This is a genomic window from Coleofasciculus sp. C1-SOL-03, from assembly GCF_040220555.1.
GTDB lineage: Bacteria > Cyanobacteriota > Cyanobacteriia > Cyanobacteriales > Coleofasciculaceae > Coleofasciculus.
Genome location: NZ_JAVJUO010000085.1, coordinates 1 through 9,932, shown reverse-complemented (window position 1 = coordinate 9,932; position 9,932 = coordinate 1). Strand labels below are relative to the sequence as shown.

Here is a 9,932-nt window from a genome sequence, read left to right as displayed (position 1 = left end):
TTATGGCGCTAAAGCGCAACTACGAACCTAATTGAGCAACGGCTGTTGTAATGGATGTAACTAATGACTAATGACCCATCAAATTTGGATTATCAATCAATTTGCCAATACTCCAGACGTACCGGGTCATATCAGGCAGTATGAACTCGGTCAATTTTTAGTCCAGCAAGGCTGTCAGGTGAATGTGTTTGCTTCAGACTATAACTTGACCCAGCGACAGTACTTAAAACTAAAATTTCCTCAATTATGGCATCGGGAAAGTCTCAACGGTCTGCAATGGAATTGGCTCTATGCGGCTTCCTATCAAGTCAATAACTGGCGACGCTATTTAAATATGCTGTCATTTTGCCTAACGTTATTGATTATCGGTCTGTTTAAACCGAAGCCAGATTTGATTATTGGCTCATCACCCCAATTGTTAGCTGCCTTAACCGCTTGGATACTAGCAAAATTACGGGGAGCTAGATTTTACTTTGAGGTACGCGATCTGTGGCCCCAAGTCCTGATTGAGCTAGGGGGTAAGTCACCCAATAGCCTGCTGGTCAGGTTTTTGGCGAAGATTGAACACCTACTGTATCAAAAGAGCGATCGCGTGATTGTTCTGGCGGCAGGATTAGTGGATTACGCCACTAAGCATGGTGCTGTCCAGGTCAATTGGCTGCCCAATGGTCCTGATATTGAACAGTTTAAGCTGGAAATACCTGTTGAAGTAGCCAAAGCTGATTATCACATTGATCCAGAGCGAATTTGCCTGATGTATACTGGGGCGCACGGTACGGCGAATTCCCTCGACACTATCGTTGAAGCGGCGCGATTACTTGACCAAAGCCATCCCCAAAAGTTTCAAATTTTATTAGTTGGTGATGGTCCAGAAAAATCCCAGCTCATCGAACAAGCCTCTGGCATTGAATGCCTAGAATTTAGACCCGCAATCCCGAAAGGGGAAATGCCTAAACTCCTAAAAGCGGCTGATGGTCTAATTCTAACGCTCAAAGATATTCCCCTATTTCATTATGGTGTCAGCCCCAATAAACTCTATGATGCGTATGCGGCGGGTAAACCAGTGATAGTGGCAGTTGGCGGGACAGTGAATCAAGAGGTGGAAAAGCATCGGCTGGGCTTCACTTCAGAACCTGAAGATGCCAAGGGTTTAGCCGAGGCAATGCGGCAACTGGCTCAGATACCATTATCGGAACGGCAAGCTATGGGTCAACGGGGTCAGGATTTGATCCGTTCAACCTACTCCCGCACCAAAGTTGCTGCAAAACTATGGCAGTTCATCCAGGAGGATTTATGTGTGCCGATATCTTACTAACCGGTGCGACTGGATTTACCGGAGGCTTTGTTTGTCAGCAATTGCTCCAGCGAGGTATTCAGTTTGATTGCTTAGTTAGACCCACGGCTAAGACAGAAAAACTCAAACAGTATCACCTGAGATTAGTCGAAGGCGATCTCAATGATATAGAATCACTGCGTCGGGTTTTTCCTGGATATTACACCTTAATTAATGTCGCGTCCATCGGATTTGGTGCTGCCCCCAACCTTGTTAAGGCTTGCCAAGACTCCGGAGTAAAACGGGCAATTTTTGTTAGTACGACAGCAATTTTTACGCAACTGAACGCCAAGAGCAAAGTGGTGCGTCAAGCGGCGGAAAAAGTAATTCGGGAAAGTAATTTGGACTACACAATTTTGCGTCCAACGATGATATATGGTACGCCCGAAGATCGGAACATGATTCGCTTACTGCGTTTAATTGAGCGATCGCCCCTGATCCCAATCCCTGGTTCCGGACAATCCTTACAGCAGCCCGTTCACGTTGAAGACGTGGCTTGGGTAATCTGTGAAGTTCTCAATCAGCCTAAAACCTATCGTCAAGATTACAATATCTCCGGTGGACAAGTCCTGAGTTATAACGATGTGGTTCAGATTGCGGGTTATGCCCTAGGTAAAAAACCGATTCTCTGGCACATACCGATCCATTTATTTCTTAATCTAATCCAAATGGCAAATTCTATAGGTCTAAAAATGCCCGTAAGTCAGGAGCAGGTCTTACGATTGAATGAAGATAAAGTGTTTGACTACAAGGCAGCTCAAGCAGACTTTAACTATTCACCCCGAAGTTTTACCGAAGGAATTGCTCAAGAAGTCGCGTTGCTGAGAAGGGGTCAATTGACCTCACACCCTAACGTAACCTCCCTAAACCCTTGACAAACCTTGCGCTGAGACACCTCTGTCACGGAACTCACCGGAAACCAATAGGTCATATAGTAGGAAAAGTGTGTGTGAGAAGTGTAATAGATAAGCATGTTAACTGTTCTTGCGGCTGCCAGTGTACTGGCGAGCATCCTCCTGACCCATATCATTAAACGACGCTTCAGCAACCACTTACTAGACATCCCCAACGATCGCAGTTCCCATACCCAACCCACTCCCCGTGGTGGTGGCTTGGGTTTCATCCTAGCGTTTGCCATAACAGGCTTAATTGCCACTCTATTCGCCAGTTCTTTCCCTCAACTCCTATCCCACCCCCTAATTAACCCCAACCCAACCTTCCTGTGGCTGATCCTCACCCCCCTAGCCATCATTGGTATCATCGATGACCGCCAAGGGCTTCCGGCGAGAATACGCTACTTAGTGCATCTGTCCGTCGCCAGCCTCGCGATCGCGTGTTTCGGTTCCTTCCCCCTACCCTGGCTCACAGACTTCGGTCTAATCGGTCAAATAATCGCGATCGCACTCACCCTAATTGGCATCACCGCCCTAATCAACTTCTACAACTTCATGGATGGTTTAGACGGTCTAGTTGCCAGCGTCACCGCCCTCCAGATAGCATTCCTAGCACTTTACCTCAACCAACCTCTATTCTGGCTGCTTACCGCCGCCCTCCTCGGTTTTCTCTGGTGGAATTGGTCTCCCGCAAAAATCTTTATGGGCGATGCAGGTAGCACCGTCCTGGGAGCCAGTGTCGCCATCGCCCTGCTCAATACCAATAACCCCGTACAAGCCTGGTCTGCTTTGGCTGTCACCCTCCCACTCACCACTGATGCCATCTACACCCTGATCCGTCGCCTGATCCGCCAAGAAAACATTTTTAAAGGACACCGTAGCCACCTGTACCAGCGGCTTCAACAATCCGGTTGGACGCATCGCCAAGTCGCCCTCACCTACCTGATTGCCACCAGTATAATTGTCCTATTCATCACCACTCTCGGCACTCTGGGGAGTTGGTTCAGTTTAGTCGGGGTACTGATGGCGATCGCGATCGCGGAAATGTATCTCCAGGCGACGAGGGCGATCGTTTAAAATGTCGCGGCTAACATTCCCCTTAATCCCAGCCTCCTTTGCTAACCGACGAATAACCCGATTCACGATCGAACGGTGTAAATGCCCATAGCCATGAACACCGGGAAACACCCAACTATCATCGGGCTTACCCTTGCGCCATGCCAACAGTTCATTCCCAATAGAACCCGACTGTCTTAGTACCGCTATAAAATGTAAAAACCCCAAGAGTGCGATCGCATTTTGCTAATATATTCGGGATGCTAGTGAGATTGTCTCACTAGCATCTACCCAAGGGCGCGATCGCCATCATGAAAATTGGGGATTTATACGTGATCAAAACTTTCAATCAAGCATTTATCTAGCCCCGACTTACGATCACGCCTCTTGTCTTGGTCGCGAACTCTCTGATACTCAACGTCAGAATAAGTCTGTGGAGTCTTACGTAAATCGGTGTCGGTCAGCTTTTTATTTGAACGAAAACGACAGCAAGACCCTGAAGACCCTAGATCTGTTTAAACATATTGTTAACCCATATCAGATAGCTTCTCAGGAGTGGCTCAGTCGTCTTGAGGCAATCTCGGAGCAACAGATAACCTTGATTTTACAAGCACTCCCAGCCGATCGCTTCTCCGAGGTAGCATCTGACTTTGTCAAAAAAATTTTGCTCACTAATAAAGAACGATTACTCTCTCTCTAAAATTCATGAACACTACTCCCCGAAAAATCTTATTTCTAGCTTGGCAAGATTATCAAAGTCGGTCGTGGTTCCCGGTGGGTCGGTTGACGTTTGACGGGGAATTTTACACTTTTATTTATATAAAAGGGGCGATTGCGGCTCAACAAAAATGCGGGTTTGAACCTTTAATGTCTTTCCCTGAGTGGAGTCGAGTTTACCGTTCGACGGAGTTGTTTGCGTTTTTTGCCAACCGGGTTATGCCGCGATCGCGTCCCGATTACCCGAGTTACCTAAGTCGGTTCAATTTATCAACCCAGACTTTTGATTTAATGGAGTTTTTGGGACGCACTGAGGGAGAGCGGCAAACAGATAATTTTAAGGTTTTTCCTTGCCCACAGTCCGATAACAATGGGCAATACCACATTTTTTTCGTAGCGCATGGTCTGCGGTATTTACCGGAGTGTTCCCTGCAACGTATGGAGCAACTAGAGGTGGGCGAACCTCTGTGGTTAGCTCACGAGTTTCATAATCGTTATGATACTAAAGCTTTAACGCTCAATACAGAGGATCATCATATTCTAGGATATTGCCCTCGCTACTTAATGACGAATGTGTTTGATATTTTGATGCGCGATCCGAAATTGGTAGAGGTGAAAGTAGCAAAGATAAATTTGCCTCCTTCACCGATCAAGTCTCGGTTATTGTGTAAGATGACCTATTCAGGATTTGAGGGATATGAGCCGTTTGGTCAGGAAGAGTATCAGCCGTTGACGGAAGAAGATGAGGCGATTGGTTTTGCCACAAGCGTTGGCGATCGCGGAAATTTATCTCCAAGCGCGATCACTGAGCCTAACCACCCGTAGTGGCGTGGCACACCTTAATTGGTGGATTAGAATTGTAGGGGCGCACCGACGTGCGCCCAATTTCACCGTCAAATCTATGCCACCATTTTAGCTGTGTCAGTCCAGTAGGCTACGATAGCAGCTCTGACAAGGGTGTTGTCTGGTTCTCCCCAGGTGGTGCGATCGCCAATCCCAGCTTAGGGAGCTGCGTAAAAATAAAGTACCAGTGAGGAAAGCTGTATTCATCAACTCAGCCAAGCTTGATTGGTATATTATTAAGCCGCAAGTCCCTTAGATGTCCCATTGACGACCAAAAAGGAAACCTGTAGCATCTAATTAGAGTCTTAATCGGGATTTTAATTGAGGTCTATTCCATGGTTAACCTTCAAGATATCCACTCACTCACTGATTTTAAGCGCAACGCCAGTAACTATATAGAACGCATCCGAGAGACGAAAGCACCAATGGTACTGACAATAAACGGTGAGGCGGCTGTGATTGTCCAAGATGCCCTCAGTTTCCAACATTTACAAGATCGCCTCAAGGAACTCGAAGCGGAATTAGAGAAAGTTAAACTGAAAGCCTTACAAACAGAAATCCGTCAAGGAGTTGAGAGCGGAGAAGCCACACCACTTGACATTGAAGACGTGATCCGTCGAGGTCAAGCACGAAGTCTTGAACGTCGAAGCACAAAGCAAGGTGTATGAGCGAAATTTTCAAGCGTCCTCTTGCTCAGACAGATTTAGATGCTATCTGGGACTATCTCGAAGAACATAGTAGTCAAGAGCAGGCAGCCGATTTTCTGAGAAAGCTTTATGCTAAATTGGAGACCCTTGCCCAAAACCCTTATATTGGGCGTATTCGTGACGAGTTGTTACCGGAACTGCGGAGTTTCCCATTTAGGAACTATCTGATTTTTTACTTTCCCCTGACGAATGGAATTGAGGTGGTGCGTTTGTCCATTGATTTAATGACTAGAGGCGCACCGATCGCGAAACCTTGCTCCCCAGTATAATGTCGGCAACATCATTGTCCTAGGTCATCCTCACTCAAAGCATCTGGCTCAATCCCCAACCCCCGCAACCGTTCTGCCAACCGCTCACTTCGCTGACGCTCCTGCTCTAACTGCATTTCCAATTGCTCAGCCCGTTGTTGTTCCTGCTGTGCTTGCTCTACAGGTGTGGGTATCCACCGATTAGTCCGATCATACCAACGTAACCACAAACCCGTTGTCTCCTCAAACACCCCTTGCCAAATGCCTAACCCTAGCTGTAATTCGTCCAACCACAGCCGCTGATTTTGTAGTGATAACTCCTGATAACGAGTACCCGATAAACAAAAAGCCCTAAACTGATTAACATACCGATCAAACACCACATAATAGGGAATACGCAAAATTCGCTCGTAGACCTCCCACTTCGTCGGCGGTTGGTTCACCTCCCGCAATGTCTGTCCCAAATCTTCCGGTATTGTACCGGGGGAGAGCAACTCAACCACAAGCAAAGGCGTAACTCCCTCCTGCCAAATCACATAACTCCAGCGCAAATCCTGTTGCTGGGTAAATCGGCGCACCCCAAGAACAACAAACCAATCAGGACGCTTGTACCAACGGGGATGACGCGGATCATAATAAAGGTTCAAGTCACTGGCGACAAACACTTGATCCATAGGCTGATTCGGGGGTTGGCAGGTTTGACTGAGCAAGTCAGCCTGTAGTCGGTGAAACTCATCGGGCAAACCAGGTTCCTCCACCTCTTCACTGGGTAGATCATACATGGTGGGTAGGGTTTCCTGAGGCGGGCGGGGGGGATCGGTTTGATACATAAGCTGTGGTGCATTCAAACGTCTTGGCAAAGGAAACAAGTCGTAGCAATTCTCTATGGTATAATGCTGCACCCTATCCGACGGGAACCTATCATCTTAAGTCAAAAGGCACGCTCCTTAAGGTGGGTGGGCAATGCCCACCCTACGGTATATCAAGGGTGGAGGCGATCCCGAACCACTTATTTCAGTACCATTGTTCGTGTAGGGGCGACCCGCTTGCACCAATCAACGACTGTATCTACTCAATTGGCTCGGGTCGCCCTTTACTCAACGGGAGCTGAAATTCCCCTTTAACAAATAACGTATGACGTATGAGCTTATATTAAATGCTGGAGGAACTATGTCATCAGCTCCGCTATTTAGCGATCGCGCTCATGCCGGTGAGGAACTTGCTCAAGTGCTGCTCACCCAGATTGCTGAATTGGAAATGACGATGGGTGAAATGGTATCACCTGTGGTGTATGCCCTCCCCCGTGGCGGTATTCCTGTCGCCGTACCTGTTGCACGTCGATTAAATTGCCCTCTGGATATCGTGGTGGCTAAAAAAATTACCACCCCCCAAAATCCGGAATTAGCCATTGGTGCTGTCACCTCAGACGGACAAGTTTTGTGGGCGCAACAACGACTATGGGGACGACTGAAGGCAACTTTGCGACAAACCGCCCTGCGTCATGCTCAAGATAAAGCCCAAGCTCAACTGGCTGAATTTGCCCCTGGTTGTTCTCCGGTTAACCCCCAAGGACGGTTAGCCCTGGTGGTGGATGATGGAATTGCGACAGGGATGACCATGATCGCGGCGACTCAAGCGTTGAAGGAGCAGCATCCTCACCAGATCTGGATTTGTACCCCCGTGGCGCCAGCCGGACTGATCAAATGTCTGGGTCGTTTCTGCGATCGCTTAGTTATCCTAGAAACACCGGATGACTTTCTCAGTGTCAGCCGTTTCTACGGGAAATTTCCTCAGGTCAACACGGATGAGGCACTGGCTTATTTACAAAAGTATAATCATCTTCCCGACCAACAGTAGCCAAATTTGTTCCCCTAAATTATCTTAACCTTATAATTCTAGCTGATGAATTTTTTCATGAGGCATTTGCAATTCTGTTGGCGCACCTTGGTGCTTTCCACGCAGCAAAATCCACCGGAGTCCATCGAACATTTGATGGTCTTGTTAACCCTGGCTTTGGGCTTAAATTGGGTCTTTCAACCCGATTGGCAATACCTTGTCCTCAGTTCTAGCTTCGCGATTGGTGCAGCCGCATCCATGTGGGTTAGGGAAGCCTTTTTACCATCACCGCGTCCGCGTGTGGTTATGGTTGTCGCGATTACGGTTTTGCTCCTCTATAGCGTCTATGCCTTTGCCAATGTTGCCTATGACGTGGCGATCAGTTAGGGCGGCGGCTGGTGTAAAATTAAGCGATTGCCATTGGGATCATAAGCGTAGACTTCCCGCCCGTGGGAGGCGACGATGATTTCGCCCGGTGGCGGATATCCCATTTTGCTCAACTGTGCGATCGCGGCGTCTAAGTCATCAACGTCTAAACACAAGCTCAACCCACTTTGCTCAGACTGCTCAAATTCCTGTTGATGGTTATCCCTAGGCTTAAATAGTCCAAGTCGCAATCCAGGGAGGCGAAACTCGGCATAGGTATTGGGACTATGGCAATGGGGAGATTTAGCGAGTAATTGACGATAAAATTCAACCAGCGGCTCGATATTCGTAGCCGCTATCGTAACGCAAGCCGTCTTATAGTGAAATTTCATCCCTATCCTAAATAACTGACCATAAATTTGGTTCACTGAGTTAAGAATTGTAAAAACCCTCAATCCCTTGTCCTGTTCCCTGTTCCCTGTTCCCTGTTCCCTCTCCCCACCACAAGACTCCCTGTAGCAGCCCCTAATTCAGAGAAAGTGATCCCCGTCCTTCCCTCTACCCCTACAATAGGATGAGTAATTCCGAAAAAACACCAAGCCTGAGTATGCCCAAAACCGTTGCCGAAGTCATGAGCCGTGACCCGATCGCGGTTACGCCCCAAACGCCCATCAGAGAGGCGATGAAAATTCTTGCCGACCGACGTATCAGTGGTTTGCTGGTGGTCAATGATGCCGGAAAATTGGTGGGCATTATTTCCGAAACAGATTTATTGTGGCAACAGACTGGAGTCGAACCCCCGGTTTACATCGTATTTCTAGACAGTGTGATTTATCTAGAAAACCCAGCCCGGTATGATCAAGAACTACACAAGGCGTTAGGGCAAACCGTCGGGGAGGTTATGACTCGCGAACCTGTTGTCGTCAAGCCGGATCAACCCTTACGCAAAGCCGCGAAACTGATGCAGGACAAATCCCTGCGCCGTCTAGCCGTGACTGACAACCAAGGAAAAGTGATTGGTGTCCTCACAGCCGGAGATATTGTGCGGGCGATGATTGCTGAACTCGACGAGTCTTAAAAGCTGAAGCTGATAGTATAGTTCAACAATAAATCAATGATCCATAACAAATACATTACACATGACAGTTTCTCGTGAGTCTGTTCAACAGTTGCTGAGTTCCGAGGACTTTGGCAACCGTCTCAGTGGGGTAAATCTACTACGCCAGCTCGAACCATCAGTAGCCTTTGAATTAATCCAGCCGATTTTGACTGATGCCAATGCTCGAGTTCGATACGCCGCCGTGAGCCAGCTTGATACGCTTGGGAGTCAGGATTTATCACTCACCTTAACCCTGTTGCGCGATCGCCTCTTGAACGACCCAGAACCCGATGTCCAAGCCGCCGCCGCTGACGCTTTGGGTGCCCTGAAAATGACTGAGGCGTTTGAGGAAATGCAACAGTTATACCACCAATCCTCGGAATGGTTATTGCAGTTTAGTATTGTGGCGGCATTAGGGGAACTCGCTGATCCGCGTGCGTTTCCCCTCTTAGAAGAAGCACTGTCCTCCGAAACCAGCTTGATTCAAACCGCTGCAATTAGTTCATTGGGAGAACTCGGTGATCCCCGCGCTGTACCATTATTAGTTCCCTTTGCCACCGATTCGGACTGGCAAGTACGTTACCGAGTCGCCCAGGCGCTCAAACCCTTCGATACTTCGGAGGCTCGAGCTGCCCTAGAAGCCTTAGCCCAAGACTCAGTTGAGCAAGTGGCTCAGGAAGCCAAACGCAATTTTTGACACTCTCCGGTCTAAAGACGCGGAGATTCTTGGTTCCCCGACTCGCCGTTAGACGACAGGATTGCTCCAACCGTCCAAGAGGGCAAATCTCCCCAAGCGTAAGTTCCGGTGTGCCCCACCGTACTTAATCCTTTTTG

Annotated in this window: 13 protein-coding genes and 1 pseudogene; 10 read left to right on the top strand and 4 right to left on the bottom strand. The window is 48.1% G+C overall.

Translation table 11 applies throughout. The annotated features are described in order from the left end of the window. Positions 1 to 70: 70 nt before the first annotated feature. From RIE73_RS15235 to RIE73_RS15225, 3 genes are all read left to right on the top strand, one after another. The gene (locus RIE73_RS15235) at positions 71 to 1,315 is read left to right on the top strand and encodes a glycosyltransferase family 4 protein (protein ID WP_446401978.1); all 1,245 of its coding nucleotides are present in this window, start codon (positions 71 to 73) and stop codon (positions 1,313 to 1,315) included. Continuing rightward, positions 1,270 to 2,208: an SDR family oxidoreductase gene (locus tag RIE73_RS15230; protein WP_446401977.1), complete on the top strand. Its 939-nt coding sequence runs from the start codon at positions 1,270 to 1,272 to the stop codon at positions 2,206 to 2,208. The genes RIE73_RS15235 and RIE73_RS15230 overlap by 46 nt, the downstream gene beginning before the upstream one ends. A 96-nt stretch (positions 2,209 to 2,304) precedes the next feature. Further along, entirely contained in the window at positions 2,305 to 3,303 is a 999-nt protein-coding gene (locus tag RIE73_RS15225; RefSeq protein ID WP_446401976.1) for an MraY family glycosyltransferase, read from the top strand. Here RIE73_RS15225 and RIE73_RS15220 read toward each other — a convergent pair. Continuing rightward, positions 3,235 to 3,450, bottom strand: coding sequence for a hypothetical protein (locus RIE73_RS15220; protein WP_446401975.1), 216 nt, complete (start codon positions 3,448 to 3,450; stop codon positions 3,235 to 3,237). The genes RIE73_RS15225 and RIE73_RS15220 overlap by 69 nt on opposite strands. A 537-nt stretch (positions 3,451 to 3,987) precedes the next feature. Between RIE73_RS15220 and RIE73_RS15215 the strand changes: the two genes are divergently transcribed. From RIE73_RS15215 to RIE73_RS15205, 3 genes are all read left to right on the top strand, one after another. Continuing rightward, positions 3,988 to 4,824: an HIRAN domain-containing protein gene (locus RIE73_RS15215; RefSeq protein ID WP_446401974.1), complete on the top strand. Its 837-nt coding sequence runs from the start codon at positions 3,988 to 3,990 to the stop codon at positions 4,822 to 4,824. Between the two features lie 353 nt (positions 4,825 to 5,177). Continuing rightward, complete coding sequence (locus RIE73_RS15210; RefSeq protein WP_446370283.1) at positions 5,178 to 5,510, top strand: type II toxin-antitoxin system Phd/YefM family antitoxin; 333 nt, start codon at positions 5,178 to 5,180, stop codon at positions 5,508 to 5,510. Then, positions 5,507 to 5,818 carry a type II toxin-antitoxin system RelE/ParE family toxin gene (locus tag RIE73_RS15205; RefSeq protein ID WP_446401973.1) on the top strand — a complete coding sequence of 104 codons (312 nt, stop codon included), beginning with the start codon at positions 5,507 to 5,509 and terminating at the stop codon, positions 5,816 to 5,818. Before RIE73_RS15210 ends, RIE73_RS15205 begins: the two co-directional genes overlap by 4 nt. 11 nt (positions 5,819 to 5,829) lie before the next feature. Here the strand turns inward: RIE73_RS15205 and RIE73_RS15200 are convergent, their stop codons facing one another. Beyond that, positions 5,830 to 6,627 carry a Uma2 family endonuclease gene (locus RIE73_RS15200; RefSeq protein ID WP_446401972.1) on the bottom strand — a complete coding sequence of 266 codons (798 nt, stop codon included), beginning with the start codon at positions 6,625 to 6,627 and terminating at the stop codon, positions 5,830 to 5,832. A gap of 340 nt (positions 6,628 to 6,967) precedes the next feature. Between RIE73_RS15200 and RIE73_RS15195 the strand changes: the two genes are divergently transcribed. Then, entirely contained in the window at positions 6,968 to 7,654 is a 687-nt protein-coding gene (locus RIE73_RS15195) for a phosphoribosyltransferase (protein ID WP_446401971.1), read from the top strand. Positions 7,655 to 7,711: 57 nt separating this feature from the next. Then, positions 7,712 to 8,020, top strand: coding sequence for a hypothetical protein (locus RIE73_RS15190; protein WP_446401970.1), 309 nt, complete (start codon positions 7,712 to 7,714; stop codon positions 8,018 to 8,020). Here RIE73_RS15190 and RIE73_RS15185 read toward each other — a convergent pair. Next, positions 8,017 to 8,391 (bottom strand): VOC family protein, encoded by a 375-nt coding sequence (locus RIE73_RS15185; protein ID WP_446401969.1) that lies wholly within the window; start codon positions 8,389 to 8,391, stop codon positions 8,017 to 8,019. The two genes, RIE73_RS15190 and RIE73_RS15185, sit on opposite strands and share 4 nt — an antisense overlap. A 215-nt stretch (positions 8,392 to 8,606) precedes the next feature. On the opposite strand from RIE73_RS15185, the gene RIE73_RS15180 reads away from it, so the two are divergent. Then, the gene (locus tag RIE73_RS15180; protein ID WP_446402000.1) at positions 8,607 to 9,077 is read left to right on the top strand and encodes a CBS domain-containing protein; all 471 of its coding nucleotides are present in this window, start codon (positions 8,607 to 8,609) and stop codon (positions 9,075 to 9,077) included. 61 nt (positions 9,078 to 9,138) lie between these two features. After that, a complete protein-coding gene (nblB, locus tag RIE73_RS15175) occupies positions 9,139 to 9,795 on the top strand; it encodes a phycobilisome degradation protein NblB (protein ID WP_446401968.1) in 657 nt (218 codons plus the stop codon). 11 nt (positions 9,796 to 9,806) lie between these two features. On the opposite strand, the pseudogene RIE73_RS15170 reads toward nblB, so the two are convergent. Next, positions 9,807 to 9,932, bottom strand: a pseudogene (locus tag RIE73_RS15170) (RNA-guided endonuclease InsQ/TnpB family protein); the annotation flags it as partial.

Bases quoted from the DNA above. Each gene is read 5' to 3' on its own strand.
- RIE73_RS15235 (WP_446401978.1), top strand. From the start codon at position 71: ATGACCCATCAAATTTGGATTATCAATCAATTTGCCAATACTCCAGAC.
- RIE73_RS15230 (WP_446401977.1), top strand. From the start codon at position 1,270: ATGGCAGTTCATCCAGGAGGATTTATGTGTGCCGATATCTTACTAACC.
- RIE73_RS15225 (WP_446401976.1), top strand. From the start codon at position 2,305: ATGTTAACTGTTCTTGCGGCTGCCAGTGTACTGGCGAGCATCCTCCTG.
- RIE73_RS15215 (WP_446401974.1), top strand. From the start codon at position 3,988: ATGAACACTACTCCCCGAAAAATCTTATTTCTAGCTTGGCAAGATTAT.
- RIE73_RS15210 (WP_446370283.1), top strand. From the start codon at position 5,178: ATGGTTAACCTTCAAGATATCCACTCACTCACTGATTTTAAGCGCAAC.
- RIE73_RS15205 (WP_446401973.1), top strand. From the start codon at position 5,507: ATGAGCGAAATTTTCAAGCGTCCTCTTGCTCAGACAGATTTAGATGCT.
- RIE73_RS15200 (WP_446401972.1), bottom strand. From the start codon at position 6,627: ATGTATCAAACCGATCCCCCCCGCCCGCCTCAGGAAACCCTACCCACC.
- RIE73_RS15195 (WP_446401971.1), top strand. From the start codon at position 6,968: ATGTCATCAGCTCCGCTATTTAGCGATCGCGCTCATGCCGGTGAGGAA.
- RIE73_RS15190 (WP_446401970.1), top strand. From the start codon at position 7,712: ATGAGGCATTTGCAATTCTGTTGGCGCACCTTGGTGCTTTCCACGCAG.
- RIE73_RS15185 (WP_446401969.1), bottom strand. From the start codon at position 8,391: ATGAAATTTCACTATAAGACGGCTTGCGTTACGATAGCGGCTACGAAT.
- RIE73_RS15180 (WP_446402000.1), top strand. From the start codon at position 8,607: ATGCCCAAAACCGTTGCCGAAGTCATGAGCCGTGACCCGATCGCGGTT.
- nblB (WP_446401968.1), top strand. From the start codon at position 9,139: ATGACAGTTTCTCGTGAGTCTGTTCAACAGTTGCTGAGTTCCGAGGAC.